At 57.4% G+C, this 26,042-nt stretch carries 26 protein-coding genes; 18 read left to right on the forward strand and 8 right to left on the reverse strand.

Annotated elements, in window-relative coordinates:
* The first annotated feature begins 113 nt into the window (after window positions 1-113).
* From ACR0AH_RS16825 to mutT, 3 genes are read left to right on the forward strand one after another with little or no spacing between them, the layout of a single operon-like run.
* A complete protein-coding gene (locus tag ACR0AH_RS16825; RefSeq protein ID WP_480592890.1) occupies window positions 114-962 on the forward strand; it encodes a peptidylprolyl isomerase in 849 nt (282 codons plus the stop codon).
* 4 nt (window positions 963-966) lie between these two features.
* Complete coding sequence (argJ, locus tag ACR0AH_RS16830) at window positions 967-2,193, forward strand: bifunctional glutamate N-acetyltransferase/amino-acid acetyltransferase ArgJ (RefSeq protein ID WP_480592891.1); 1,227 nt, start codon at window positions 967-969, stop codon at window positions 2,191-2,193.
* The gene (mutT, locus tag ACR0AH_RS16835) at window positions 2,190-2,588 is read left to right on the forward strand and encodes an 8-oxo-dGTP diphosphatase MutT (protein WP_170399291.1); all 399 of its coding nucleotides are present in this window, start codon (window positions 2,190-2,192) and stop codon (window positions 2,586-2,588) included. The genes argJ and mutT overlap by 4 nt, the downstream gene beginning before the upstream one ends.
* 16 nt (window positions 2,589-2,604) lie before the next feature.
* Here the strand turns inward: mutT and ACR0AH_RS16840 are convergent, their stop codons facing one another.
* Entirely contained in the window at window positions 2,605-3,114 is a 510-nt protein-coding gene (locus ACR0AH_RS16840; protein WP_480592893.1) for an LCCL domain-containing protein, read from the reverse strand.
* 189 nt (window positions 3,115-3,303) lie between these two features.
* On the opposite strand from ACR0AH_RS16840, the gene ACR0AH_RS16845 reads away from it, so the two are divergent.
* From ACR0AH_RS16845 to ACR0AH_RS16890, 10 genes are all read left to right on the forward strand, one after another.
* Window positions 3,304-5,247, forward strand: a complete 1,944-nt coding sequence (locus ACR0AH_RS16845; protein ID WP_480592913.1) for an AMP-binding protein — start codon at window positions 3,304-3,306, stop codon at window positions 5,245-5,247.
* Between the two features lie 75 nt (window positions 5,248-5,322).
* Window positions 5,323-6,141 carry an ABC transporter ATP-binding protein gene (locus tag ACR0AH_RS16850; protein ID WP_170426283.1) on the forward strand — a complete coding sequence of 273 codons (819 nt, stop codon included), beginning with the start codon at window positions 5,323-5,325 and terminating at the stop codon, window positions 6,139-6,141.
* Between the two features lie 29 nt (window positions 6,142-6,170).
* Complete coding sequence (locus ACR0AH_RS16855; RefSeq protein WP_170408767.1) at window positions 6,171-7,157, forward strand: branched-chain amino acid ABC transporter permease; 987 nt, start codon at window positions 6,171-6,173, stop codon at window positions 7,155-7,157.
* Window positions 7,158-7,160: 3 nt separating this feature from the next.
* Window positions 7,161-7,418: a hypothetical protein gene (locus ACR0AH_RS16860; protein WP_170408766.1), complete on the forward strand. Its 258-nt coding sequence runs from the start codon at window positions 7,161-7,163 to the stop codon at window positions 7,416-7,418.
* Between the two features lie 3 nt (window positions 7,419-7,421).
* Entirely contained in the window at window positions 7,422-8,498 is a 1,077-nt protein-coding gene (locus ACR0AH_RS16865; RefSeq protein ID WP_170627000.1) for a branched-chain amino acid ABC transporter permease, read from the forward strand.
* Window positions 8,499-8,571: 73 nt separating this feature from the next.
* Window positions 8,572-9,855, forward strand: a complete 1,284-nt coding sequence (locus ACR0AH_RS16870) for an ABC transporter substrate-binding protein (protein WP_170408764.1) — start codon at window positions 8,572-8,574, stop codon at window positions 9,853-9,855.
* A gap of 72 nt (window positions 9,856-9,927) precedes the next feature.
* Entirely contained in the window at window positions 9,928-10,761 is an 834-nt protein-coding gene (locus tag ACR0AH_RS16875; RefSeq protein WP_170399269.1) for an ABC transporter ATP-binding protein, read from the forward strand.
* A 19-nt stretch (window positions 10,762-10,780) separates the two neighbouring features.
* A complete protein-coding gene (locus ACR0AH_RS16880; RefSeq protein WP_170426281.1) occupies window positions 10,781-11,998 on the forward strand; it encodes an acyl-CoA synthetase family protein in 1,218 nt (405 codons plus the stop codon).
* Between the two features lie 106 nt (window positions 11,999-12,104).
* Window positions 12,105-13,769: an ABC transporter permease gene (locus tag ACR0AH_RS16885; protein WP_480592895.1), complete on the forward strand. Its 1,665-nt coding sequence runs from the start codon at window positions 12,105-12,107 to the stop codon at window positions 13,767-13,769.
* Between the two features lie 78 nt (window positions 13,770-13,847).
* The gene (locus ACR0AH_RS16890) at window positions 13,848-14,198 is read left to right on the forward strand and encodes a DUF2794 domain-containing protein (RefSeq protein ID WP_170399260.1); all 351 of its coding nucleotides are present in this window, start codon (window positions 13,848-13,850) and stop codon (window positions 14,196-14,198) included.
* Here ACR0AH_RS16890 and ACR0AH_RS16895 read toward each other — a convergent pair.
* From ACR0AH_RS16895 to ACR0AH_RS16905, 3 genes are all read right to left on the reverse strand, one after another.
* Window positions 14,195-14,932: an NlpC/P60 family protein gene (locus ACR0AH_RS16895; RefSeq protein WP_170408761.1), complete on the reverse strand. Its 738-nt coding sequence runs from the start codon at window positions 14,930-14,932 to the stop codon at window positions 14,195-14,197. The two genes, ACR0AH_RS16890 and ACR0AH_RS16895, sit on opposite strands and share 4 nt — an antisense overlap.
* Complete coding sequence (locus tag ACR0AH_RS16900; RefSeq protein ID WP_480592915.1) at window positions 14,929-16,311, reverse strand: leucyl aminopeptidase family protein; 1,383 nt, start codon at window positions 16,309-16,311, stop codon at window positions 14,929-14,931. Before ACR0AH_RS16900 ends, ACR0AH_RS16895 begins: the two co-directional genes overlap by 4 nt.
* A 63-nt stretch (window positions 16,312-16,374) precedes the next feature.
* A complete protein-coding gene (locus tag ACR0AH_RS16905; protein ID WP_170399254.1) occupies window positions 16,375-16,764 on the reverse strand; it encodes a hypothetical protein in 390 nt (129 codons plus the stop codon).
* 214 nt (window positions 16,765-16,978) lie between these two features.
* Between ACR0AH_RS16905 and ACR0AH_RS16910 the strand changes: the two genes are divergently transcribed.
* The 3 genes from ACR0AH_RS16910 (at window position 16,979) to ACR0AH_RS16920 (ending at window position 19,175) form a co-directional block, all read left to right on the forward strand.
* Window positions 16,979-17,458, forward strand: a complete 480-nt coding sequence (locus tag ACR0AH_RS16910) for a phosphoribosyl-AMP cyclohydrolase (RefSeq protein WP_170399250.1) — start codon at window positions 16,979-16,981, stop codon at window positions 17,456-17,458.
* Between the two features lie 86 nt (window positions 17,459-17,544).
* Window positions 17,545-18,081, forward strand: coding sequence for an SRPBCC family protein (locus ACR0AH_RS16915; RefSeq protein WP_170408759.1), 537 nt, complete (start codon window positions 17,545-17,547; stop codon window positions 18,079-18,081).
* A gap of 401 nt (window positions 18,082-18,482) precedes the next feature.
* Window positions 18,483-19,175, forward strand: a complete 693-nt coding sequence (locus tag ACR0AH_RS16920; protein ID WP_480592897.1) for a M48 family metalloprotease — start codon at window positions 18,483-18,485, stop codon at window positions 19,173-19,175.
* 143 nt (window positions 19,176-19,318) lie between these two features.
* Here the strand turns inward: ACR0AH_RS16920 and ACR0AH_RS16925 are convergent, their stop codons facing one another.
* The 3 genes from ACR0AH_RS16925 to ACR0AH_RS16935 all read right to left on the reverse strand — a co-directional run bounded on the left by ACR0AH_RS16925 (window position 19,319) and on the right by ACR0AH_RS16935 (window position 22,677).
* The gene (locus ACR0AH_RS16925; RefSeq protein WP_170598560.1) at window positions 19,319-20,341 is read right to left on the reverse strand and encodes an aspartate-semialdehyde dehydrogenase; all 1,023 of its coding nucleotides are present in this window, start codon (window positions 20,339-20,341) and stop codon (window positions 19,319-19,321) included.
* 113 nt (window positions 20,342-20,454) lie between these two features.
* A complete protein-coding gene (locus ACR0AH_RS16930; RefSeq protein ID WP_480592899.1) occupies window positions 20,455-21,489 on the reverse strand; it encodes a glycosyltransferase family 4 protein in 1,035 nt (344 codons plus the stop codon).
* Between the two features lie 15 nt (window positions 21,490-21,504).
* Window positions 21,505-22,677 carry an MFS transporter gene (locus tag ACR0AH_RS16935; RefSeq protein ID WP_170734090.1) on the reverse strand — a complete coding sequence of 391 codons (1,173 nt, stop codon included), beginning with the start codon at window positions 22,675-22,677 and terminating at the stop codon, window positions 21,505-21,507.
* Window positions 22,678-22,822: 145 nt separating this feature from the next.
* On the opposite strand from ACR0AH_RS16935, the gene ACR0AH_RS16940 reads away from it, so the two are divergent.
* Window positions 22,823-23,965, forward strand: coding sequence for a DUF3095 domain-containing protein (locus ACR0AH_RS16940; protein WP_480592901.1), 1,143 nt, complete (start codon window positions 22,823-22,825; stop codon window positions 23,963-23,965).
* Here ACR0AH_RS16940 and ACR0AH_RS16945 read toward each other — a convergent pair.
* Window positions 23,962-25,371 (reverse strand): pyridoxal phosphate-dependent decarboxylase family protein, encoded by a 1,410-nt coding sequence (locus ACR0AH_RS16945; protein WP_480592903.1) that lies wholly within the window; start codon window positions 25,369-25,371, stop codon window positions 23,962-23,964. The two genes, ACR0AH_RS16940 and ACR0AH_RS16945, sit on opposite strands and share 4 nt — an antisense overlap.
* A gap of 126 nt (window positions 25,372-25,497) precedes the next feature.
* Between ACR0AH_RS16945 and hpaR the strand changes: the two genes are divergently transcribed.
* Window positions 25,498-25,932, forward strand: coding sequence for a homoprotocatechuate degradation operon regulator HpaR (gene hpaR / locus ACR0AH_RS16950; protein WP_170515396.1), 435 nt, complete (start codon window positions 25,498-25,500; stop codon window positions 25,930-25,932).
* Window positions 25,933-26,042: the final 110 nt, after the last annotated feature.

A 26,042-nucleotide genomic window follows, 5' to 3' on the forward strand; every position in this document is an offset into this window, starting at 1 on the left:
CCCTAGATACGGGGGTGAAAGGCGGCCCTGTCCAAGGCTTCAAAGCGATGTAAGGGGCAGGTTCCACAGTGTCAACGCTGCGCCCTGTCGCGGCAAAGAAATAGGATAATTCCATGCCCAAAGGCCTCACTTTTCTGCCATCGCTTGCGCTTGCTGCCGTGATGGCGTCGCCGCTGGCCGCCCAGGACGCACCGGATGCCAACACCGTGGTTGCCCGCGTGAACGGCGACGAGATCACATTGGGTCACGTCATCGCCACCGCCTCGGCGCTGCCGGCGCAGTATCAGCAGCTTGAAGATGAGGTGCTATATGATTTCATCCTCGAGCAACTGGTCCAGCAGCACCTGCTGAGCCTTGAACAGGAAGAGCTGAATACACTAAACGCCCTTCGACTGGAAAACGAAACCCGGTCCCTGCGCGCCGTACAAACCGTCGAAGCGCTGACAGCCGCCAGTGTCACTGATGAGGCCATACAGGCCGCCTATGACACGCAATTCGCCGAGTTTCAGGGCGAAGACGAGTTCAATGCCAGCCACATTCTGGTCGAATCCGAGGACGAAGCCAAAGCTGTCAAAGCCCAACTTGAAGAAGGCGCAGATTTCGCTGAGCTAGCGAAAGAAAAATCCACAGGACCCTCTGGCCCCAATGGCGGTGCGCTGGGCTGGTTCGGCAAAGGCCAGATGGTGCCCGAGTTTGAAGGTGCCGTGCTTGGCCTTGAAAAGGGTCAGGTCTCGGATCCGGTGCAAACCCAGTTTGGTTGGCACGTGGTCACGCTGAACGACAAGCGCAAGACCGAGGCCCCCGAATTGGCGGTCGTGCGCGATGAATTGGCTCAGACCATTCGGCAAGAAGCAATTCAGGCCAAGATTGACGAGTTGACGCAGCAAGCGCAGATCGAGCGTCCCGCGCTCGAGGGCGCCGGCCCCGAGGTCATGCGCCAGCTGGAGCTGCTGCAGGAGTAACCCAGTGGCCACGATAACCAAGGTTTCACCGCTGGCCCCGGCGGCCTTCCCCGAATTGCCCGCGATCGACGGTGTGCGCTTCGCCACTGTCGAGGCTGGTGTCCGATATCAAGGCCGCACCGATGTGATGCTGGCCGTTCTTGATCCGGGCACCTCGGTGGCCGGAGTGTTCACCCGCTCGGCCACCCGTGCGGCCCCCGTTCTGGATTGTCAGGACAAGATCGGCGGGCCCGGCGACGGGCCTGCAGCGATCCTTGTGAATTCGGGCAACGCCAATGCGTTTACCGGCCATTACGGGCAGACCTCAGTGGCCGAGGTGACGCAAGCCGTCTCCAAAGCTACCGGTGTTGAGGTAGATCGGGTTTTTACCTCGTCGACCGGTGTCATCGGCGAGCCGCTGCCCCATGACCGCATCGTTGCACAGCTTGAGGCGTTGAAGGCGGGCCTCAGCCGTCACGCGATCGAGGACGCGGCGCGCGCGATCATGACCACCGACACCTTCCCGAAGGGGTCGTCGGCGCAGGTCGATATTGGCGGCCAAACAGTCTCTATTGCGGGGATAGCGAAGGGTTCCGGCATGATCGCGCCCGATATGGCGACGATGCTGGTTTATATCTTCACCGACGCTCAGATCGAGCAGACAGCGCTGCAGGCGATGCTGGGCGCGCAGACCGACCGGACCTTCAACTGCATCACCGTGGATAGCGATACCTCGACATCCGACAGCCTCTTGCTTTGCGCCACCGGGGCATCGGGCGTCGATGCCACCGGCAATGCCGCTTTCGCGCAAGCGCTGGAAACAGTGATGTTGGACCTTGCGCAGCAAGTGGTCCGCGACGGCGAAGGGGCCACGAAATTCGTCGAAATTCGTGTGACCGGCGGCGCCACGGATGCTGATGCCAAAACCCACGGGCTGGCTATCGCCAACTCCCCGCTGGTCAAAACCGCCATCGCGGGCGAGGACCCGAATTGGGGCCGCATCGTCATGGCCATCGGCAAATCCGGTGCTGCTGCAGACCGCGACCTTTTGAGCATATCGTTCGGAGACATCCTTGTGGCTGAAAAAGGCTGGGTCAGCCCCGACTACCGCGAGGAAGACGCTGCGGCCTATATGAAAGGTCAGGATTTGGTGATCGGAGTCGATCTGGGACTGGGTCAGGGCGCTTCCACCATCTGGACCTGCGATCTGACCCACGGATATATCGAGATCAACGCGGATTATCGCTCGTGAAGACAGTATTGGTGTCTGCTGTCGCTCTGATCGACATCGAGGGCCGCGTCCTACTGGCCCAACGTCCCGAGGGCAAATCCATGGCCGGTCTCTGGGAATTCCCTGGCGGCAAAATCGAACCCGGCGAAACCCCCGAGGCCGCCCTGATCCGCGAATTGCACGAGGAACTGGGCATCGACACCTGGGCCTCGTGCCTCGCGCCGCTGACCTTTGCCAGCCACAGCTATGACGATTTCCACCTGCTGATGCCGCTGTTTGCCTGCCGCAAATGGGAGGGCATACCGCAATCGAAAGAAGGTCAGGCGCTGAAATGGGTGCGTGCGAATGATCTGAGGAACTACCCGATGCCTGCGGCAGATGTGCCGTTGATCCCGGTTCTGAGGGATTGGCTATAAGCCCTTAAAAAAGACTCTAATCTGACTCAACTGGCAAAACGACAAAGCTTGGCAAATCACTGTGGTGCATGTCATTGCTGAACATATCGTTACGAAGGCAACCGACGTATTCTGCTTGAGGTTCCCTTTGTTCGATCCGGACTGGCCCGCCCTCACGCGTAGCAATTCCCGCATGCACCGCGGCCATACAAATGTTGCTCCACCAAGCGTACACTTCGCATCCCTGTACATTGAACGGCCGTATCCGTTGCGCCTCTTTTGTGCACATGCACTCAATGGGTAAGTCAAGTTCACCAATATGGCCGGGGCAATCCTTTAGCTCATCGGATGAAATCGGTCCACTCCCGCTACCAGCGATCACAAAAACCGCGATGGCCACAAATATGATCTGCTGAGCTCTATGCATTATCAATTCTATCACGAACTCACGCGTTGCCCAAAAAAATGCAGCGGTTGTATTCGCTTTTGGCAGCGCTGGTTTATCCAGTTCAACGATTTTTACATCTTGTACAACTCGGAACTTCATTCCTCAGCCCCTGTTACAATTCGTAAGAATTGAGAAAACATCAGGCAAAACTTGACGCTGATCGTTACGACGTCCCTTATCGGGGCATTGGCGTTCGGGCACCATCCCGAACCCGCCATTTTCGGCCCGGGGAGGGGTCGGATGGGGAGGAGAGAAAGATTGGCTCAGACGCAGTCGAGCGCTGAAGGGATGGACTCTCTTCCGGCGCTATTACACCGCAATGTGACCCAGTTCGGGGATGCCCCGGCCTATCGGGAAAAGGAATTCGGGATCTGGCAATGCTGGACCTGGGCGGAAGCCGCCAAAGAAATCCGTGCCATCGCGCTTGGGTTTCTAGAACTTGGCGTTGAAAAGGGTGACCATATTGCTGTGATTGGTCGGAACCGTCCCGCCCATTACTGGTCGATGGTTGCCGCTCAGATGGTAGGCGCGGTGCCGGTGCCTCTGTATCAGGATTCGGTCGCCGAAGAGATGGCCTATGTGCTGGAGCATTGCGGCGCGAAATATGTCGTCTGCGGTGACCAGGAGCAGGTCGACAAAGTCATCGAGATTCAGGAAAACCTGCATCAAGTCAAACACATACTCTATACCGACAAGCGCGGGATGCGGAAGTATGACCACTCGCAGATGAACGCGCTTGAGGACATCATGGCCGAGGGCAGTGCGGGGCACGCGCGGTTTGATGCGGAACTGGACAAGCGCATTGCGGCGATCACTTACGATGATACCTGCGTGATGCTTTATACCTCGGGCACCACGGGCAAGCCCAAGGGCGTGGTGCTGTCGAACCGCAATGTTATCGAAAGCGCTAAGAACTCGGCGGAATTCGATCATCTGACCCGGAACGAAGACATCCTGTCTTACCTGCCGATGGCTTGGGTTGGCGATTTCATATTCTCGATTGGTCAGGCTTATTGTTGCGGCTTCTGCGTGAACTGCCCCGAAAGCGCCGACACGATGATGACAGACCTGCGCGAGATCGGGCCGACCTATTTCTTTGCCCCGCCGCGGGTGTTCGAAACCCAGCTGACCAACGTGATGATCCGGATGGAGGATGCGGGCAAGCTGAAGCAGCGCATGTTCCATTATTTCATGGCCCATGCCAAGAAGGTGGGTGGCCTGTTGCTGGACGGCAAGGCGGTGGGCTTTGGCGACAAGCTGAAATACACGCTGGGCAATTTGCTGGTCTATGGCCCGCTGAAAGATACGCTTGGCTATGGCCGGTTCCGTGTGGGCTATACGGCGGGTGAAGCGATCGGGCCGGAAATTTTTGATTTCTACCGCTCTTTGGGCATTAACCTGAAGCAGCTTTACGGTCAGACCGAAGCGACCGTGTTCATCACCGTGCAGCCGGATGGCGAGGTACGGGCGGATACGGTTGGTGTTCCGGCCCCAGATGTCGAGCTGAAGATCGATGATAAGGGCGAGATTCATTACCGCTCACCTGGCGTGTTCGTCGAGTATTACAACAACCCGGATTCGACGGCTTCGACCAAGGATGCCGAAGGTTGGGTGGCGACGGGGGATGCCGGGTTCATCGAGGAGAACTCCGGCCATCTACGGATCATTGACCGTGCCAAAGACGTGGGCAAGATGGCTGATGGTTCGATGTTCGCGCCGAAATATGTCGAGAACAAGCTGAAGTTTTATCCCGATATTCTTGAAGTCGTGCTGTTCGGGAATGGCAAGGATCGATGCGTGGCTTTCATCAATATCGATTTGACAGCGGTTGGAAACTGGGCGGAACGCAACAACGTTGCTTATGCATCTTACCAAGAACTGGCGGGACATCCGCGTGTGTTAGAGACGATTAAGACGCATGTGGAAGAGGTAAACAAGTCGGTTGCCGCCGATGAAATGCTATCGGGTTGTCAGGTGCATCGCTTCGTGGTGTTGCACAAGGAACTGGATGCCGATGATGGCGAGATGACCCGGACCCGCAAGGTGCGGCGTGGGTTTGTCGAGGACAAATTCAGCGACATTATAGCGGCGTTGTACGACGGGTCGTCGAGCGTTTCGACCACGACTGAAGTGACCTATGAAGATGGTCGTAAGGGATCGATTTCTGCGACGTTGGAAATTGTCGATGCGCCAGTGGTTCCGGTCGCGCAGCACAAGGTGGCGGCGGAATGAGTGGGCTGACGCGCGCCGCTCGACCTGCGGTCATCGCCCCGCCCGCCGTCCCGTTTTTGTGTCAGGGAGGTTCTGATGCTGGATAACTCCGAAGGATATGTCACCGAAGACGGCCGCAAGATCGGCGGTGTGGTGATGGAGATGAAGAACATCACCCTGCGCTTTGGCGGCGTGGTGGCCATCAAGGATATCTCGTTCGACATCCGTGAGGGTGAGATCCGTGCGATCATCGGGCCAAACGGGGCGGGTAAGTCCTCGATGTTGAACGTGATCTCGGGCTTTTATGTTCCGCAAGAGGGTGAGGTTTGGTTTCACGGTGCCAAACGCCCGCCGATGCGGCCCTTTGAAGTGGCCCAGCAAGGGATCGCTCGGACGTTCCAGAACATTGCCTTGTTTGAAGGGATGAGCGTTCTGGACAACGTCATGACCGGGCGTCTGGGTTTTATGAAGACCAATATTCTTCAGCAGGCGCTGTGGAAGGGCAAGGCCGAGGCAGAAGAGACCGAGAACCGCGAGGCGGTCGAGAAGATCATTGATTTCCTTGAGATTCAGCACATCCGCAAAACGCCGGTGTCCCGCCTGCCTTACGGGTTGAAGAAACGCGTCGAACTGGCGCGCGCGCTGGCGGCGGAACCGAAACTGCTGCTGCTGGATGAGCCGATGGCCGGGATGAACGTCGAAGAGAAAGAGGACATGAGCCGCTTTATCCTCGACGTGAATGACGAGTTTGGCACCACGATTGCGCTAATCGAGCACGATATGGGCGTGGTAATGGATCTGAGCGACCGTGTGGTTGTGATGGATTACGGCAAAAAGATTGGTGACGGCACCCCGGATGAGGTGCGCAACAACCAAGAAGTCATTGATGCCTATTTGGGGGTCAGCCATGACTGAGGTCCGGGCAGAATTGGGGAGGGGCTGGCATGCCTGAACAATTAATCTTCGCGATGGAGGTCATCCTCAACGGTCTGATGGCTGGGGTGCTGTATGCGCTGGTCGCACTGGGCTTTGTGTTGATCTACAAGGCGTCGGGGATTTTCAATTATGCCCAAGGGGTTATGGCCCTGTTTGCGGCGATGACGCTGGTCGGAATCATGAATGGGCAGGTACCTTTTGCGCATCTGATCAACGCGACTTTCGGCACGCATGTCTATAATTTTGGTTGGAATGTGCCCGCGTTGCTTGCGATTATTCTGACCATGGCCGTGATGGTGTTGCTGGCCTGGTGCGTGCAACGGTTCGTCATGCGCCATCTGGTCGGACAGGAACCGATCATCCTGTTCATGGCGACCATTGGTCTGGCCTATTTCCTTGAGGGCGTCGCCGACCTGATGTGGGGGTCCGAGATCAAGACGCTGGATGTGGGTCTGCCGCAGGGTATCAACCTGTGGATTGACGAGACGACCTTTAATATCTTCGACTACGGTTTCTTCATCGACAATCTGGACATCGTGGCCACGATCATCGCAGCACTTCTGGTGGCGGCTCTGGTGGCGTTCAGCCAGTACACCAAGCAGGGTCGGGCGATGCGTGCGGTGGCGGATGACCATCAGGCGGCGCTATCGGTCGGGATTTCGCTGAACTTCATTTGGATCATGGTCTGGTCGGTCGCCGGGTTTGTAGCGCTGGTTGCGGGCATCATGTGGGGCACCAAATCGGGCGTTCAGTTCTCGCTGTCGCTGATCGCGCTTAAGGCTCTGCCGGTATTGATGCTGGGCGGGTTTACCTCGATCCCCGGGGCCATCGTCGGCGGTCTGATCATCGGTGTAGGCGAGAAACTATTCGAATTCGCGATCGGTCCGATGGTTGGCGGCGCAACCGAGAACTGGTTTGCCTATGTATTGGCGCTGATCTTCCTCGTGTTCCGACCTCAGGGCCTGTTCGGCGAGAAGATCATCGAGAGGGTGTAGGGCGTGACCAAGCTGATTGCCATCATCAACGTGATCGCATGGGCGGGGTTTTGGGCTTTCGGCTACATCGCCCTGACATCAAGCGATCTGACCGAGGGCCAACTTGTGATCGCTGTAATTCTGGCCTTTGCCGGGCTGGTCATGGGCATCCTGGCTTACATGAAACTGGTGCGCGCTTCCGAGGCCACCGGATATGCCAAAGGGTCCAATCAACTGGACGCCGCTGCCCGCAATCGGGCGCAGGAAGAATGGGGAAAGTAAGATATGTTCTATCGTGAGGCCGGGGATTTCAAAACCTCATATATCGCCGACAGCCAGACTTTCCCGATCAAGTTTGACCGGTATCGGTACTATGTCGTTCTGGCGGTGGCGTTCGGAATAATTCCGTTCATCATCAACGATTATTGGGCCAATGCGCTGCTTCTGCCATTCCTGATCTATGCCATCGCTGCGATCGGGCTGAACATTTTGGTGGGCTATTGCGGGCAGGTCTCGCTGGGCACCGGCGGGTTCATGGCAGTGGGGGCCTATGCCTGCTACAAGCTGATGACGGCCTTTCCCGATGTCAGCATGTTCATCCATGTGATCCTTGCTGGAGGGATCACTGCGATTGTTGGTGTTTTGTTTGGTCTGCCATCTCTGCGGATCAAGGGATTCTATCTAGCAGTCGCTACGCTGGCGGCTCAGTTCTTTCTTGTGTGGCTGTTTAACCGGGTGCCGTGGTTCTACAACTACTCGGCCTCTGGCCAGATCAATGCGCCGGAACGCGATGTGTTCGGCATCATTATCACTGGCCCGAATGCTCCGGCATGGGCGACTTATCTGTTCTGCCTGATCTTCCTGACCGTCTGCGCCATCATCGCGCGTAACCTGACGCGCGGCACCACTGGTCGAACCTGGATGGCAATCCGCGACATGGACATCGCGGCCGAGATCATCGGGGTGAACCCGCTCAAGGCCAAGCTGACAGCTTTTGCCGTCAGCTCGTTCTTTGTGGGCATCGCCGGGGCGCTGTTCTTTGCGGTCTATCTGGGCGCGGTCGAGGTTGGAGAAGTGTTCGGCATTCAAAAATCGTTCCTGGTGCTGTTCATGGTGATTATCGGCGGATTAGGGTCTATTTTTGGATCCTTTGCGGGGGCTGCCTTCCTGGTTTTGCTGCCGGTTGTACTGAAGCTGCTGGGCGTCGATCTGCTGGGCTGGCCCACGGATATCGTCGCGCATCTCAACCTAGTCATCGTCGGTGCTCTGATCATCATGTTCCTGATCCTCGAACCGCATGGTCTGGCGCAGCTCTGGCGTGTGGCGAAAGAGAAACTCAGACTCTGGCCGTTCCCGCACTAAGGACCGGCCCAACGAAAAGACGGGTGTGAAACCCGAAACCCAACATCGGATCAACCAAGGGAGGAGACACCCGATGAAAAAGAAACTGGCAACCCTGGCGCTGGGCGCCGTGATGGCCGCAGGTCCGGTCATGGCCGACCTCGTATTCCCGTCGCTCAGTTACCGGACCGGGCCTTATGCGGCCGGCGGTATCCCATTTGCGGACGGATATGCCGACTACTTCACACTGCTGAACGAACGCGATGGCGGTATCGGCGGTGTTGCGGCCAACGTGATCGAATGCGAGACCGGATATAACACGGAAAAAGGCGTGGAATGTTATGAATCGACCAAGGGCGAAGGTGCTCTGGTCTATCAGCCCCTGTCCACCGGCATCACCTATCAGTTGATCCCTAAAGTGACCGCAGACGGCATTCCGCTGCACACAATGGGTTATGGCCGCACCTCGGCGGCGAACGGTAAGGTGTTCAGCAACGTGTTCAACTATCCTGCCAACTACTGGAACGGGGCGTCGGGCGCGATCAACTATCTGCTGGACGAAAACGGTGGCGACTTGAGCGGTAAGAAGATCGCGCTGGTCTATCACAACTCGGCCTATGGCAAGGAACCGATCCGTACGCTGGAAACACTGGCTGAAAAACATGGCTATGACCTGACCCTGCTGCCGGTCGACCACCCCGGTCAGGAGCAGAAGTCGCAGTGGCTGCAAATCCGCCGGGAAAAGCCCGACTATGTGATTATGTGGGGCTGGGGCGTGATGAACCAGGTCGCCGTGCAAGAAGCCGCCAATATCCGCTTCCCAATGGAGAACTTCATCGGTGTCTGGTGGTCCGGGGCCGAGTTTGATGTTGAGCCTGCGGGTGATAAGGCCACCGGCTACAAAGCGCTGACCTTCACCGGTCTGGGCGACGACTATCCTGTCTATGACGACCTGAAGAAATATGTCGTCGATGCGGGCAAAGCTGCAGGCGCCGGTGATCAACTGGGTACGGTGCAGTACAACCGCGGCCTCTATGCTGCGATGCTGGCCGCAGAAGCAGTGAAAACCGCGCAAGAAATGCACGGCACTGCCGAGATCGACGCATCGATGATGCGCGATGGCATGGAGGCGCTGGAGATCACCAACGCCAAGATGGAAGCGCTGGGTATGGCCGGTTTCGGACCTGAATTCGCGGTCTCATGCGAAAACCACGGCGGCCCAGGCCTTGTCGGTGTTGTTCAGTGGGATGCAGCGGCGGGTACCTGGAACTCGATTCAGGGCTTCGAACCGACTGACGCTGAGGTCATCAACGCACTGATCGACGAAGACTCGGGCGCATATGCTGCTGAGAACAATATTTCTCAGCGCTGCGAATAAGGTGCTCTGAACCAAACGGGGCGGCGGATCGCTGCCGCCCCGAACCCCACACTCGCACAAGGACACGCGCTGATGTTGGATGCGGCACAAACCACTGACGTGCAGGCGGAAACCCTGCTTGAGGTCAACAATATCGAGGTGATCTACAACCATGTGATCCTTGTTCTGAAAGGCGTCAGCCTGACTGTGCCCAAGGGCGGCATCACAGCCCTACTGGGTGGCAATGGTGCGGGCAAGACAACCACATTGAAGGCCGTGTCGAACTTGCTGCATTCGGAACGGGGCGAGGTCACCAAAGGCTCGATTAAATATCGCGGCGAGGGCGTGCATGAAAGCGACCCGGCTGCCTTGGTGGAGAAGGGCGTCATTCAAGTCATGGAAGGCCGCCACTGTTTCGAACACCTCACAGTCGAAGAAAATCTGCTGACCGGTGCCTATACCCGTAAGGACGGGTCTGCCGCGATCCAGCAGGACCTGGAACTGGTTTATAATTACTTCCCACGCTTGAAGGAACGCCGTCGTAGTCAGGCCGGTTATACTTCGGGTGGTGAGCAGCAGATGGTTGCGATGGGCAGGGCTCTGATGTCACGGCCCGAGACCATCCTTCTTGATGAACCCTCAATGGGTCTAGCCCCGCAACTTGTCGAAGAGATTTTTGGCATCGTAAGGGACCTGAACGAGAAGGAAGGCGTGTCCTTCCTGCTGGCTGAGCAGAACACAAATGTGGCTCTAAGGTTTGCTCATTACGGTTATATTCTGGAATCTGGCCGCGTGGTGATGGACGGCCCCGCCGCTGAATTGCGCGAAAACCCGGACGTAAAGGAATTTTATCTTGGCATGTCTGACGAAGGCCGAAAGAGCTTTCGAGACGTGCGCTCATACCGCCGCCGCAAGAGATGGCTGTAAGCGGGTGGAGGATATTTCAATGACCTATTTTGATAAGCTTGAAACCCGATCCGCTGACGAGCGCACCGCTGATCACGCGCGCGCCTTGCCAGAACAGATTGCCCGCGCTCAAAAAGCGCCCGGATATGCCGGCATCCTGTCCAACGTGGACGCCGGCACAGTGACAGACATGCAGGCGCTGGCACAACTGCCGGTTCTGCGAAAATCCGATCTGACAAAGGCGCAGGGCACCCGGCCTCCGTTTGGAGGGTTCACCGTCAAACCGGCGCGGAATTTCCAGCATGTCTTTCAATCTCCGGGGCCAATCTATGAGCCCGGCAGCACTGATCACGACTGGTGGCGCATGGGCCGGTTCCTGAATGCAGCCGGGGTTGGTCCGGGCGATATTGTTCAGAACTGTTTTGGCTATCACCTCACCCCCGCGGGCATGATCTTTGAAAGCGGCGCGCAGGCCGTTGGCGCGTCGGTCCTGCCTGCAGGTACAGGTCAGACCGAGTTGCAGGTGACCGCTGCGCGCGATGTGGGTTGCACCGCATATGCAGGTACGCCCGACTATCTGAAAGTCATTCTTGATAAAGCCGAAGCCATGGGCGTCGCGCTGAAATTTTCCAAGGCCGTTGTGGGTGGCGGGGCGCTGTTTCCAAGCCTACGACAGGATTACGCCGATCGGGGCATCGTCTGCCTGCAATGCTACGCGACCGCTGATCTGGGCAACATAGCTTATGAAAGCCCTGCGATGGAGGGTATGATCATCGACGAACACGTGATCGTTGAGATCGTCACCCCCGGCACAGGAACCCCGGTTGCACCTGGTGAAGTAGGTGAGGTGGTTGTGACCACGCTGAACCCCGATTACCCGTTGATCCGATTTGCCACCGGTGATCTGTCGGCGATCATGCCCGGAGAGTCTCCGTGCGGGCGCACAAATATGCGTATCAAAGGCTGGATGGGTCGCGCCGATCAGACCACCAAGATCAAGGGCATGTTCGTCCGCCCCGAACAGGTGGCCGCGCTGGTCGACAAGCATGATGAAATCGTCAAGGCGCGTGTCATTGCGGCGCGACAGGGCGAGATGGATACCATGACCGTTCAGATCGAAAGCCCCTGCGAGAACGATGGTGCCTATGCAAAATCGGTGGTCGAAGTCCTGAAACTGAAAGGCGCGATTGAAGTTGTGGCGCCGGGCTCATTACCAAAAGATGGCTTGGTGATCGAGGATCAGCGCGTTTATGAATAGGCATCTGCGGCGAACATTGCCGCAGTTTTTGTTAGTCCGCCCACTGGTGTTTCTTAGAGTTTTAGTCGATTAAAGGCAGACCCTACGGGATTCTCAGTCAGACGCCATGGCCGAAGTCGAATATTCAGAACACGGAACGCATAATCGCGGCGCACTAGGCACACGCTTTGTGGGCGGCATTGCCTATGTCGTGGCAGCCGCCTGTCTGTTGCCAATGGTGGCGGTTGTTCTGGCGGCGGTGACCGGTGGCACCGACACAATTTCCCATTTGTTAGAGACTGTTTTGCCTCGCTATGCGCTGACCACGGTGATCCTGGTGGTGCTGGTCGCAGCAGGGACGTTTTCGATTGGCGTCGGCGCTGCGTGGCTGGTCACGATGACCCGCTTTCCCGGAGTGCGGTGGCTGGAAATCGCTCTGGTCCTGCCGCTGGCCTTTCCGGCTTATGTGCTGGCCTATGCCTATACCTTCATTCTGGATCACCCCGGAATCGTTCAGACCACGCTGCGGGATGTGACCGGCTGGGGCCCGCGCGACTATTGGTTCCCCGAGATTCGCTCGACCGAGGGTGCGGCGGTGATGTTGATCCTGGTGTTGTATCCCTATGTCTATTTGCTGGCGCGCGCGGCGTTTCTGCAGCAAAGCGCCACGGCCTTTCTGGCGGCCCGGGCGCTGGGCAACGGCCCTTGGCATGCCTTTTGGCGCGTATCCCTGCCGATGGCACGCCCGGCGATTGCGGGGGGTGTCTTGCTGGCGGTTATGGAAACCATCGCCGATTTCGGCACAGTCGCCTATTTCGGAGTGCAGACTTTTGCCACTGGCATCTACACAAGCTGGTTTTCCATGGCTGATCGCGCTGCTGCGGCGCAACTCGCCCTTTGTCTGTTGGGTTTTGCGCTTGTCATGGCCGTGGCCGAGCGGACACAGCGCGGCAAAGCCAAATACTATCAGGCAGGCAAGCGCCACGCAGGTCTGCCAGCGGCGCAACTCAAGGGATGGCAATCACTTGCGGCATTTCTGCTATGCGCAATTCCCGTCCTGTTCGGATTCCTTCTGCCTGTGGTTATCCTAGTGCAGATGGGGTTGGAATCCGAGCAGAACCTGCTGTCGCGCCGATATATCGGGTTCATACAGAACTCGCTGACACTGGCGGGGACTGCGGCGGTTATCACCGTCAGCGCGGCGATTTCGATAGGATTCTTCCAACGCCTGCGCCCCGGACGCGGGGCCGCAATGGCGGCTTATGTGGCGCGGTTGGGTTATGCGGTGCCGGGTGGCGTGATAGCCGTGGGGCTGATCGTCCCCTTTGCGGGATTCGACAACGCACTGGATGCGTGGATGCGCCAGACCTTTGATATCTCGACCGGATTGCTGGTCACGGGATCCATCTGGTTGCTGATCGCGGCCTATATGGTGCGCTTTCTGGCCGCCGCGCTCAGCGCCTATGAGGGTGGGCAGAGTACGGTTCACGCCAATATGGATGCCGCCGCGCGGTCGCTGGGTCAAACCCCGTTAGGAACGCTGCGCCGGGTGCATCTGCCGATCCTTACGCCTTCGCTGCTAACGGCACTGTTGATTGTCTTTGTGGATGTGATGAAAGAGCTGCCCGCGACCCTGATCATGCGGCCTTTTAACTTCGACACGCTAGCAGTGCAGGCCTATCGTCTGGCCTCGGATGAGAGGCTTGAAGGTGCAGCGGTTCCGTCGCTGGTTATTCTGGCTGTCGGGTTGCTGCCGGTGATCCTGATTTGCCGTCAGGTTGGGCGCAGATAGCGGGCGGGCGATCCAAAAATACAACACCTTGATGCCAGTGGGCTTGATTCGACGGCGATTTCCGGCAAGGCTTGTCATATGAACATGCAGCCTCCCAGCCGGTTCGGGTCCGGCTCTGCCCAGATGCCGGTCGCGTTTGACCGGCGCGAGATGTCTCAAATCCTGTCTGTTTATGGCCGAATGGTTGCTGCCGGTGAATGGCGCGACTACGGAATCTCGAACCTGCGGGATATGGCGGTGTTTTCGATCTTTCGGCGCACGGCGGAACATCCCATTTACAGGGTCGAGAAGCACCCGCGCCTGCGGCTACGTCAGGGCATGTATTCCGTGGTCGGCATGGATGGGCGTATATTGAAGCGCGGGCACGATCTGCGCGCGGTTCTGAGGGTTCTGGAACGCAAGCTTATCCGGGCCGTTGACCTAGATTAGAGCCTTTTATGCGCTGTAACCGGCCCGTCACCCTGGGCGGCGATCCGGGCAATCGCCTGATCCATCGGTTCGAGCGCAACGGCCATGTGATAGGCGTTGGCGTGAAGTAGAAGGTTTTCGGCGGCAACCCAGGCAACATGGCCTTTCCAGAACAGCAAGTCTCCGCGCCGTGCGGGATCGCCCTCGGGCACCGATCCACCAACTTCGCGTTCCTGATCGCCGCTGTCTCCGGGACAAGGAACGCCGCAGGCGAGCAGTGCGAGCTGTACGAGGCCCGAGCAATCCAGCCCGAATCGACTGTTACCACCCCAAAGATAAGGGGTGCCGAGAAAAAGTTCGGCCGCGGAAACGGGATCGGTCAGCAGGGAATAGGCGGGCACGGCATGCACCCCCGGAATGAACCCGATTGGCGTTTCCAGAAATCCGCCCTCCTCAGACAGAGCCCTGATTTTACTGCCAAAGCTAAGAGAGGTCAGATCGCGGCTTTTTATATCGGGCTTCTCATAGGCATGGGTCGAAGCGGCGACGATCCAGTGAGTCTGTGGCTCAATTGGTCCCAGATGGTCCGTCGCCACCCATCCGGTATAGCCGTCCTTGCTGGCTGAGATCTTGCTCCAGCCGTTTTGGTCGTCCAAAACAGTGACCGTGTCGCCGAACAACAATTGCCGGTCGCGCGGACCGTCAGGGTGGCGTAGCAGGTCTATGACCGGTTGAATGATGCGCGCCTGAGTCATAGGCCAAGGATCTCTGGCAATGCCCCCAGGAGGGCACGCGGGCCTTGGCCCAAACCACCCTTGCTGCGACCGGGTTCCTTACTGCGTTGCCACGAATAGATGTCAAAATGCATATAGCGACTTTCGGCAGCGAACCGGCGCAGGAACAGTGCCGCGGTGATAGAGCCCGCAAATCCACCAGAAGGCGCATTGTCGAGGTTAGCGATGCCGGGTTCGATCATCGCTTCATAGGGGTCATGAAAAGGCATACGCCAGACCGGATCAGCGGCAGCCCGGCCAGCACGCGCCAGCACGTCCGCGGCTTTGTCGTCATCGGTATAAAACGGGGCCAAATCAGCGCCCAATGCAACCCGGGCCGCGCCAGTCAAAGTGGCCATCGAGATGAGCAGGTTTGGTGCCCCTTCATGCGCCAGAGCAAGGGCATCGGCCAGCACCAACCGACCCTCGGCATCAGTGTTGTTTATCTCAACCGTTAGCCCATTGCGCGCCGTCAGGATGTCGCCGGGGCGGAGAGCATTGCCCGCTACTGCGTTTTCGACCGCCGGGATCAGGACCCGTAATTGCACCTTCAGATCCAGCGCCATGATCATACGGGCCAGACCCAGCACATTGGCCGCTCCGCCCATATCTTTTTTCATCAACCCCATCGAAGCACCGGGTTTCAGATTCAGGCCGCCGGTATCGAAACAGACCCCTTTCCCAACTAATGTTAGTTTTGGCCCGTGGTCACCCCAGTTCATCTCGATCAGACGCGGGGCCTGTTCGGCAGCACGCCCCACCGCGTGGATCATCGGAAAATTCTGTTCCAGCAACGCATCGCCTGTGATGACCGAGATGTCTGCGCCGTGTTCCCGTGCCAGTGCCTCAACCGCGTGTTGTAATTGCACCGGGCCCATGTCCGAAGCGGGTGTGTTGACCAGATCCCGTGTCAATGCCTCGGCATTGGCCATGATTTCGATCCGCCGGGCATCTACGCCCTCGGGCGCGATCAGCGTAGCGTTAGCCGGGCTTTGCGCTGCATAGCGATCAAAGGCATATCCCGTCATCAGCCAGCCCAGGCATTCAGCCTCAAGCACATCTGCGGGAACGCCCGAGGCGATATGATAGGTGCCCTTGGGCAGCGATTCTGCGGCAGCGGCTAGCGGAAATCGCTTGCGTACCCGTTTTGCCCCGCTGCCATACCCCGCCAAGGCAAACTGCGGATTACCATCTGTGCCGGGCACCAGAAGTGTTTGACCCAGAGCTCCGGAAAACCCATCGGCCACAACCCAAGCTCGGATATGATCCGGCTGATCGGTCAGCCAGCTTTCAAAATCTGATTGCTCTAACACATGTAGTGGCAGCGATGGGTCGGAGGCAGGGGCGAAGGACAGGGTCATGCGTGTCTCGGCTGGTTGGATTTTCGCCCAGACTATCTGTCTGCGGCGCACTCGCAACCCCCCTCAGACGGATAGATCTTGCTGGTCCCAGACGGCAGTCAGCGATCGCTCACCCACACGGATCAGGCGGCTCAGAGTCGCCCCTGTCGCCACCGCATCGCCAGCGTCGACAGTACAGGCTACATCGCCTGCCACACGTGCCAGTGCTGTCATGCCGATTTGCTCGGATATGGCCACGAGAGATTTTGCGCATTTGCGAAGCCCGGCCCAATCGCGTTGCCGCCAAAACCGTTCACAATTCGACAACCGCAACGCCAGTTCCTCAACCGTGCGGCACAGCACATCCATCGCGTTGGTGTCGCCAAGCTGATTGTACAGGCTGCTCAGGCGATCCGGGTCCAGACGCACGGGTTCTTTCTGTTCCAGTGTGATAATCTTGTCCACCACATTCACCCCAATTGAAGTGCCCCCACGGCACTGTCAGAGATTGGCGGCAAAATGCTTTGCAAAACCTTGCACCGGTTCAAAAGAATGGGTCGAATTTTCTGAGAATTCAGGCTTCCACGCGGTTCTGTGGGCAAAACCGGGCGAGAGTCCGGTCACACCTCTTGCGTTGACGCTCACTTGCTGCCAGTACCGTAGAAACCGGACAGAGAAGGACAGGATCATGCCGATTACCACTGACGAGCTGGCCGCTGCCCGTACCGCCTGGGGCGATGGGTTGATTGCGATCTCCAAAGCTTTTGAAGACGGTGGGATCGATGCGGCCCGTTCCGTTGCCGAGGGTGTTCTGGATGCGGCATACGGCTATAATCTGGGTCCGGTCCTGTTCAAACCAACTATGGCGTCCGGAGATCAAACCTTTCGCCCGACTCGCCACGGTGCACTGGCCTATTTTGTCGGTCACGATGCCGAATTTCCGCTTGATGGCGGTTTCGGAATCAAGGGTTGGCGCGAAATGGCAAGTGAGACATCGGCCAGCTTCGTCGAAGGTGATGTCGCCATGTGGATGGGCAAGGTCATTCTGACGGATAGCCAAGGTAACATCACGCAAGTCGACAAAAGCTTCGGCTACAAAAAAGACGCTGACGGAGTGCTTCGCATCGTGCTGCACCATTCGTCGCTGCCTTACCAGCCACCGGCCTGATCCTGCGGGTCATACGATCGGGCCTCTGAAATTACGTCGATTTTTTGATATGTTTCCGATGATGTTGTCAGAATCGGATCGAGCTCATGAAATTGATTAAACGCATTCTCGTCACCCTACTGGTGATCATTCTGGCGCTTGTCGGAGTATCATATCTTTTGCCTGGTCAAGCCGAGGTGTCCCGCAGCATCACAATCGACGCACCAGCCTCGGCGATCTTTCCCTATGTGAATTCGATGCAGGAGACCGAGAAATGGTCCCCCTGGCTGTCCCGAGACCCCGAAACCAAGCTGAGCTATAGTGGCCCGGAAGCGGGTGTCGGAAACACGCTGAACTGGGCCTCGGACAACCCGCAGGTGGGAACCGGTTCGCAGGAAATCACCGAGAGCACCCCGGATCAGTCCGTGCAAACCGCACTGGATTTTGGCCCGATGGGGACAGCCACCGCCTCGTTCCAGTTGCGGCCAGAAGGATCAGGCACACAGGTTACCTGGGGATTCGTATCCGACCTTGGTATGAACCCCATGTCCCGCTGGATGGGCCTAATGATGGACAATTGGGTCGGCGGAGATTACGAGCGCGGGTTGGAGAATTTGAAGACGCTGGTTGAGGGACAGGGGTGAAGGATCAGGCAGTAGGCATCTCTCTGATGACTGCTTTGAGGCCATACCAGAAACGATTGTTGAAATGTACGTGCGCTCATAGCAGTCCCTTTGCCGCGCAGGAGGCTGGGATCAAGCCATCGTGCAGCGCAAATAACCTCCGCTGACGCGGTGTTCAACTCGGTTCAAGCCCATACAGAACGGGGCGTGGATCGTTTGGTCCTTCGCTTCAAAGCCATTTGTAGTGCCTACCATTTTGACGACAGCTTAATCGGGGCGACCACCGACAACCCGTCTGTTATTGAATATCAAATCGTGAAGACCGTAGGTTCGAATGTGCAAGTTGGTTTCTCGAAAGCCACAGATTCGATTTTGATGCTCTGAACATTTGGAAAGGTGTGTTTATGAGGCGAACGGTATTGATGTTAGCTGTTTTGGCATTAGCGGGATGCGCTTCAACCACCACTCCTCCATCAGCACCTATTCCAAACCCCGGTCGCGCGAGCGCGCCCGTCAGTTCACAACAGGCACAAATAAGGTTCCGTCAGGTCGCCTCACGAATAGAACCTGTGGCAGAACGAGAATGCCGCCGCCGCACTAAGAATGTGAATTGTGATTTTTTGATCCGCATTGATCCAGACAAAAAAGCACCCTCAAACGCGTATCAGAGTTTAAGCAAGTCGGGGCGCCCCGTTATCACAATGACTCAAGCGCTGATACGGAATGTAAACAACACTGACGAACTTGCATTTGTTATGGCGCATGAGGCCGCTCACCACATTCAAGCGCATTTGGCGCGACAGGCCCAAAATGCGGCGGCTGGTGCGGTGCTTTTGGCCGGTCTAGCAACAATTGCGGGGTCAGGGCCGAATGACATTGCCGCAGCACAAGACCTTGGAGCCTTTGTTGGCGGCCGCAGCTATTCAAAGAACTTTGAATTGGAAGCTGATCGACTAGGCACTGTAATAGCCTACAAAGCGGGTTATGATCCACTCAAGGGTGCGCTGTACTTCGCACGAGTTCCTGAACCTGGTGATCGCTTTCTGGGGACGCATCCCCCAAACTCTCAAAGATACCATGCGGTAAAAGCGACAATGTCCCAGATCGGTGGCTGACCAACTGGTGCTGGATAGGCAATGGCAACGCATGCACAGGGCGGCTTTGTCCCGCAATTTTGTCATCTCTGCCCGTCCACAAAATAATAAACCCCACTGGCGGTGCAGCGGGGTTTAATAGAGTCATAACCAACTGGCGAAGGTTACCCCTTCTTTAGAACTTCACGGCCCAGCAATTCTGCAATTTGAACAGCGTTCAATGCCGCGCCTTTGCGCAGGTTGTCCGAAACGCACCACAGGTTGATGCCATTCTCAACCGTCGAATCCTGACGGATGCGGCTGATGAACGTGGCGAAATCGCCCGCGCATTCGATGGGCGAGACGTAACCACCGGCTTCACGCTTGTCGATTACCATGATGCCCGGTGCTTCGCGCAGGATGTCGCGGGCTTCGTCTTCGTCGAGGAACTCTTCGAACTCGATATTCACCGCCTCGGAGTGGCCGACGAATACCGGAACGCGAACGCAGGTTGCGGTGACCTTGATCGACGGATCGACGATCTTTTTGGTCTCGACAACCATCTTCCACTCTTCCTTGGTCGAGCCGTCTTCCATGAAGACGTCGATCTGCGGAATGACGTTGAAGGCAATCTGCTTCTGGAATTTCTTCGGTTCAACCTCGGTGGTCGGGTTGTAGATGGCCTTGGTCTGATCCCAAAGCTCATCCATGCCTTCCTTACCGGCGCCCGACACCGACTGATAGGTCGACACAACCACGCGCTTGATCTTGGCACGGTCATGCAGAGGCTTCAGCGCGACGACCATCTGCGCGGTCGAGCAGTTGGGGTTGGCGATGATGTTTTTGTTTTTATAGTCGTGGATCGCCTCGGGGTTACATTCCGGCACGATCAGCGGAATGTCCGGGTCATAGCGATAGAGCGAGCTGTTATCGATCACCACGCAGCCAGCCGCTGCCGCCTTAGGGGCGTAAACCTTTGTGGCCTCGGAACCCACAGCAAATAGCGCCATGTCCCAACCAGTGAAATCGAATGTGTCCAGATCTTTGGTAGTGAGCGTCTTGTCGCCAAATGTCACCTCAGTACCCAGCGAACGACGGCTTGCCAGAGCAGCAAGTTCATCGACGGGGAACTGGCGTTCTGCCAGGATGTTCAGCATTTCGCGGCCCACGTTGCCCGTGGCGCCGACGACTACGACGCGATAGCCCATTTCATGTCTCCAAAGTTAAGGACGCGCGTTCATAGCCGCGTTGTGGCAAAGAAAAAAGAGGGGTTTCGGCTTATTTCACCCCGTCACACCGATTTGACACAGTTCAGTACCGTTCAGGGTTGTTTCAGCAAGGATCGATAAACTTCGACAATCGCCTGCGCTTCGCCTTCGATTCGAAAATTCTGCTCGACATGGGCGCGCGCGGCTAGTCCCGCAGCGGCCAGCGCAGCGCGGTCCTGCACCATATCCTCCAGCGCGTCGGCCAGTGCAGGGGCATTGTCTTTCTCGACCAGTCTTCCGGTCTCACCATCCTTGATTTGCGCACTGAACGCTCCGACCCCGTGACTGGCTATGGCGGGCACGCCCGAGGCCATCGCTTCAAGCGGTGTAAGGCCGAACCCTTCGTGCCGTGCGGGCGCAACGAACAGATCGAGCGCGCGATAGGTCTCGACAATCTCATCCCAAGGGCGCTCACCCAGAAAATGAACGCGGTCGCCCAGCCCGGCGTCCTGCAGCTTTTGCTCCTGCTCAGCCTGAAACGCCTCAAATTCGTTGGTGGTACGCCCGGTGAAGATCACATGCGCATCGGGGTGATTAGGCAGCACCTTCAGGGCGGCATCGACCAACAAGTCGACCCCTTTCTGAGGGCGGATACGGCCAAAACACCCGATCAGCAGCCCGTCTGGCAGACCAAGTTTTTGGCGCAGGGCGCTTTTGTCCTCGGCCGGGTGAAACAGCTCGGTGTTGACGCCATGCATGATGACAGTAGCGGGATGTTCCAGAAAGGAAGCGGCCTGTGGCGTCGTCGCGATCAGTGCGTCCATTTTCGAAATCAGCCGCTTGGTGAACCCGGAATGATCGCGTTGCGCGGCCGAAGTGAACAGCAGTTTATAGTTGCGTCGGAACACAGTGCGCAGGATCAGACCCATCAGCATCTCGGTATTCCGGCGTGCATGCCAGACCCGTTTGCGATTGGGCAGAAACAGTAGTTTCCAGAGTCTGATATGGGGCAAATCCGCCGGCAGGCCGGGGCCCGTGGCGCGGACGCCGATCATCTTCTGCTGGATTGGCAACAGTCGGATCACCGTCGTTGTCACGCCCGACAGGGAATGCTTCAGATTGGGTGCAATCACCTCAATATCTTGCACAGGCGGTCTCCGGTTTCAGTCTATGCTGTCCCGACTGAATAGATAGATCGCGCAACCAATGGCAAGGGTGACAGCAAAAAAGCCGAAAATCGCAGTATACGGCGCGGCGGAGCCGATCCCGTCGTTAGCGGCATGGATACGTCCGGTGGCAAATTGCGCCAGACCAACGCCGCCAACGCCGAAAAGGTTCAGCAGGGTGACGCCCCGCCCGACCAGATGCGGCGGCACGAAGGCCCGGCCATGGGCCATGATCACCGGAAAACTGGCGCCCAGAAAGCCGATCAACGCCAACAGCAGCACCGAGACCCAAACGCCGCTGTCAATCCACAGGCACAGCAGGCCCAGTGCTGCGACGCCCAAGGTATTACCGCTCAGGATCACCCATTTCCGGGTGCCCAGGATACGGTCCAGCGGCCCATAGGCGAAGGTTCCCGCGATCATCGCGGCCCCCATGATCAACGTAGCCGTCCCGATCTGAGCGGTGCTGAGCCCGAACACGTCATTCAAATACGGCCCGGCCCAAAGCCCTCGTATCGCACCCGATGGCGCATAAGACACAAGCATGAGAGGCAGAATGGCCCAAAGTGCAGGTTCTTTCAGCAGGTCTAGAAGTGATCCTTTTTGTTCGGTTTTTACCTTTTCAGGGTCATGCACCGTCAGCCAGATCCCCGCAGCCACCGCAGCAGAGATAATCGCCAGACCGGCCAACGTAGCGCGCCAGCCCATCAGCTCGACCGCCAGCGCCGTGGGGTATGAGGCGACCAGATTGCCGACAGAACCCACACCCAGCATCACCGCGGCGAGCGTGGCAAATTTGGCGGGTGGAAACTCTCGTGCGAAGATGTAGTAGGATGCCATCAGAACCGGCGAGCATCCTACCCCGATCAGCGCCATGGCGAGCGCCACATGGAACGGGGTCGTTGCGACCGCGAACAGGCCAGCCCCGCCAGCCCCGCCGATCAGTAGCAGCACCGCAGAACTGCGCCGAGGACCGACGCGGTCCAGTGCCCAGCCCACCGGAATCTGCATCGCCGCAAAGATTAGAAACCAAAGACCTGAAGCAAAGGCGAGGTCTTCGGGTGTTGCGCCGATATCGCGTCCCAGATCGGTAGTCAAAACTGCCAGAAAAGCGCGGAAAAACTGGCTGAGTACATAGGCCAGACACAAGATCACCAAACCTGCCTGCATTTCTTGACCTATTGTCTAGCTGCCCCGCCCCGATGCTTTGCACGCCGCGTTGATCGGCACAAGTGCCATGATTGAATCGATTGGGGCGGACATTCTTCACAATTGAGCTATCATCACGGCAGATTTTGGATTTCCCGAGTGTGTTATGACCCTCTCAGACTCTGTATTTTATGACTCCGTCCCCATTTCGGACAATTTCCTCAGCCTCAGTGACCCCGCGCAGTTCATACCTTTGCCAGAGACATGGGTTCTGGGCGTCGCCGATATCGTAGATTCGACCGGTGAAATCGCGCGGGGCCGGTACAAGACCGTCAACATGGTGGGGGCGGCCGTGATTTCAGGCATGATCAATGCGCTGGGTGGGCGCATATTTCCGTATGTCTTCGGTGGTGATGGTGCTGGATTCGCCGTATCGGGTGAGGATGCCGAGATCGCGCGGGATACGCTGGCAACATTGCAAAGCTGGGCCGAAACGGAATTCGCCATCACTCTGCGCGCGGCGCTGGTTTCGGTGGCCGACATCCGCGCCGCTGGACGTGATCTGCGTGTTGCTCGCTTTGCGCCTTCCACCGGCGTTGACTATGCGATGTTTACCGGCGGGGGACTGGCCTGGGCCGAGGCTCAGATGAAATCCGGGCAACGTGTTGTGCAACCAGCCGGACCTGACGCGCAGCCCGATCTGACCGGCCTATCTTGTCGTTGGTCCAACAGTCCAGCGAGGGTTGGTCAGATCGTTTCACTGGTTATTCAGCCTACATCAGAGTCTAATGAGGCTGAATTCGCCGCCCTGACCCAATCCATCCTGTCCGTCGCCGAAGGGCTAGAACGCGCCGGTCACCCGGTTCCGGCCAAAGGACCTCCGATGAGTTTCCCTCCGCCCGGCGTCGATATCGACGCCCATGTCTCACGCGCAGGTCGGAATCTTCTGATGCAGAAAACACGCTTGATGATCGGGAATATGTTGATCGGCTTGTTGTTCAAAACCGGGATGCGCCTGGGTCAATTCGAACCCAAGCATTACAAAGAGATGGTCAGTCGCAACGCTGATTTCCGAAAGTTTGATGACGGTCTGAAAATGACGCTGGATTGTGACTCGAGCACGTTGGAACAGCTCACTCAGATGCTGGACGACGCGCAAACAAAAGGCAAAATCAGATATGGAATGCACGCCCAGCAAGAGGCGATGATGACCTGCTTTGTTCCCTCGGCCATGCGCGACGACCATGTGCATTTTGTTGACGGGGCCTCGGGGGGATACGCGCAGGCTGCAGCGTCAATGAGGGCCTAAAGCCCTCGAGCGATTTCAGTGATCACGTCATAGGCCATCATCACGTCCTGTTCTGTGGTTTCAAACTGACCGGCCTGAAAGCGGATGACCAGATCGCCATCCACGCGGGTCTGTGTCAGGTAGATCCGCCCATCATCATTGATTGCATTCACCAGCCGCAGGTTCAGATCATCCAGATCGTCGGCCCCATCCGGCTCGTATCGGAAGGTCCAAAGAGACCACATTGGAGGCGTCAAGATCCGAAAATCCGGTTCTGCTGCTAGACGATCATGCAGTGCGCGCGACCAATTGACGTGATTCCGCAGCCGTTCGCGCAACCCCTCCAGCCCATAGGTGCGGATGACGAACCACAGTTTCAGCGCGCGGAACCGACGTCCCAATGGCACCGACCATTCCGAGTAATTGATGATCCCGTCCTTGCCGTGGGTTTTCAGATATTCCGGGCTGATCGCAAGCGTGCGGACCAGATCATCGGGGTTTTTCAGGAAATGCGCACAGCAATCGAATTGCACGCCCAGCCACTTATGGGGATTGAATACAATGCTGTCGGCCTGATCGATCCCCGGCCAGTAGTGACGATATTCGGGGCAGATCATCGCCGACCCCGCCCAGGCTGCATCGACATGGGTATAAAGGCCGTATTTCTGTGCGATCGCCAGGCAGTGATCCACTGGATCAGTTGCCCCGGTTCCGGTCCCTCCAACACAAAGGATCACGCCCGCCGGGTGGAAACCAGACTCTAAATCTAATTGAATCGCTGCTTCAAGCGCATCGGGGTTCATTCCACGCCAATCACCTTGCACGGGGATGCGCACCAGATTGTCCTGTCCAATCCCCGCAACCCAGATGGCGCGGTCGATTGAGGTATGAACCTCGGAAGAGCAATAAATGCGCAGTGGCTTTTGACCGAACAGCCCCAGCGTGTTGCCCTGCCAGTTCATCGCCTTCTCGCGCATGGTCAGCACAGCCGCCAATGTCGCAGATGACGCCGAATCCTGAATGACCCCGGCAAAACCTTTGGGCAGGTCCAGCGCTTCGCGCAGCCAGTCCATCATTCGTGTTTCCATCTCGGTTGCGGCGGGCGAGGTCTGCCACAGCATACATTGCGGCGCGATGGCGCTGGCCAGGAACTCGGCCAGAACAGACGGGGCCGAGGCGTTCGAATTGAAGTAGGCGAAGAACCGAGGGTGTTGCCAATGGGTAATGCCGGGCATCACGATTTGTTCGAAATCATGAAAGATGTCCTCGATCGGCTCGCCCTGCTCAGGGGGATGCGCGGGCAGAGCATTCAGGATATCGCCCGGCTCGGTCCGGGCGCGCACGGGCTTGTCGCCCACCGTCAGGTGATAGTCTTGCGTCCACTCGGCAACCTTCTTGCCCCAATCGGAGAATTCATTCCATTTCATCTTATCCGCCTCGGTAGCCTTTTGTCAGTATCATATGCTAAACAAGTTAAGTAAAGTCCAGTAAACGAAACTCAACCACAACCAACGTTCTATTGCGAAATATTTGGAATTGCGCGAAAATTCCATATGTCAAAGAACTTACCACAGACGTCCCGATCATTGCCGATAGCGTTGTTGCGCGCTCGGGAAAAGGTGATGGGGCCTATTCGTGGTGTGCTAACGGATGCTGGCGTCACCGAGCAACAATGGCGCGTTCTGCGCGTTTTGCAGGAAGAAGGACCTCAGGAGCCTACTCAGATCGCCGAGCGCGCCTGCCTCTTGTTGCCCAGCCTGACGCGCATTCTGAAAAAGCTAGAAGACAGCAAGCTGATCATGAGGCGGCCGGATACCAAAGACCGCCGCCGACAGATTGTCGAAATCAGCGAGAATGGGTTGCAAATTATCGACGCAAATCTGGCGGAAATGTTGGAGCTGGCGGAACACACCCGCTCTTTGCTCGGGGCAGAGCAGCACGAGAAGTTGCTGGACCTTCTGGTAGAGCTTCACCAGCTGGAAGGCTGAGCGCAATGCTCAGAACAGGCTCTAACCAAGTTGTTTGCCGTCGTTCAGACCTCGTTTTAGGCCCCAAACTATAAGCATTGTGGGCGGAGAAGGTAATATTCGTTGCCCGT

Source organism: Ruegeria sp. AM5 (genome assembly GCF_056540645.1).

Bases quoted from the DNA above. Each gene is read 5' to 3' on its own strand.
- ACR0AH_RS16935 (WP_170734090.1), bottom strand. From the start codon at position 22,677: ATGCAGGCAGGTTTGGTGATCTTGTGTCTGGCCTATGTACTCAGCCAG.
- ACR0AH_RS16890 (WP_170399260.1), top strand. From the start codon at position 13,848: ATGAACATGCAGCCTCCCAGCCGGTTCGGGTCCGGCTCTGCCCAGATG.
- ACR0AH_RS16910 (WP_170399250.1), top strand. From the start codon at position 16,979: ATGCCGATTACCACTGACGAGCTGGCCGCTGCCCGTACCGCCTGGGGC.
- ACR0AH_RS16900 (WP_480592915.1), bottom strand. From the start codon at position 16,311: ATGACCCTGTCCTTCGCCCCTGCCTCCGACCCATCGCTGCCACTACAT.
- ACR0AH_RS16940 (WP_480592901.1), top strand. From the start codon at position 22,823: ATGACCCTCTCAGACTCTGTATTTTATGACTCCGTCCCCATTTCGGAC.
- ACR0AH_RS16925 (WP_170598560.1), bottom strand. From the start codon at position 20,341: ATGGGCTATCGCGTCGTAGTCGTCGGCGCCACGGGCAACGTGGGCCGC.
- ACR0AH_RS16855 (WP_170408767.1), top strand. From the start codon at position 6,171: ATGCCTGAACAATTAATCTTCGCGATGGAGGTCATCCTCAACGGTCTG.
- ACR0AH_RS16865 (WP_170627000.1), top strand. From the start codon at position 7,422: ATGTTCTATCGTGAGGCCGGGGATTTCAAAACCTCATATATCGCCGAC.
- ACR0AH_RS16885 (WP_480592895.1), top strand. From the start codon at position 12,105: ATGGCCGAAGTCGAATATTCAGAACACGGAACGCATAATCGCGGCGCA.
- ACR0AH_RS16875 (WP_170399269.1), top strand. From the start codon at position 9,928: ATGTTGGATGCGGCACAAACCACTGACGTGCAGGCGGAAACCCTGCTT.
- ACR0AH_RS16850 (WP_170426283.1), top strand. From the start codon at position 5,323: ATGCTGGATAACTCCGAAGGATATGTCACCGAAGACGGCCGCAAGATC.
- ACR0AH_RS16920 (WP_480592897.1), top strand. From the start codon at position 18,483: ATGTTAGCTGTTTTGGCATTAGCGGGATGCGCTTCAACCACCACTCCT.
- ACR0AH_RS16895 (WP_170408761.1), bottom strand. From the start codon at position 14,932: ATGACTCAGGCGCGCATCATTCAACCGGTCATAGACCTGCTACGCCAC.
- ACR0AH_RS16845 (WP_480592913.1), top strand. From the start codon at position 3,304: ATGGACTCTCTTCCGGCGCTATTACACCGCAATGTGACCCAGTTCGGG.
- hpaR (WP_170515396.1), top strand. From the start codon at position 25,498: ATGTCAAAGAACTTACCACAGACGTCCCGATCATTGCCGATAGCGTTG.
- ACR0AH_RS16840 (WP_480592893.1), bottom strand. From the start codon at position 3,114: ATGAAGTTCCGAGTTGTACAAGATGTAAAAATCGTTGAACTGGATAAA.
- ACR0AH_RS16870 (WP_170408764.1), top strand. From the start codon at position 8,572: ATGAAAAAGAAACTGGCAACCCTGGCGCTGGGCGCCGTGATGGCCGCA.
- ACR0AH_RS16880 (WP_170426281.1), top strand. From the start codon at position 10,781: ATGACCTATTTTGATAAGCTTGAAACCCGATCCGCTGACGAGCGCACC.
- ACR0AH_RS16945 (WP_480592903.1), bottom strand. From the start codon at position 25,371: ATGAAATGGAATGAATTCTCCGATTGGGGCAAGAAGGTTGCCGAGTGG.
- ACR0AH_RS16825 (WP_480592890.1), top strand. From the start codon at position 114: ATGCCCAAAGGCCTCACTTTTCTGCCATCGCTTGCGCTTGCTGCCGTG.
- ACR0AH_RS16915 (WP_170408759.1), top strand. From the start codon at position 17,545: ATGAAATTGATTAAACGCATTCTCGTCACCCTACTGGTGATCATTCTG.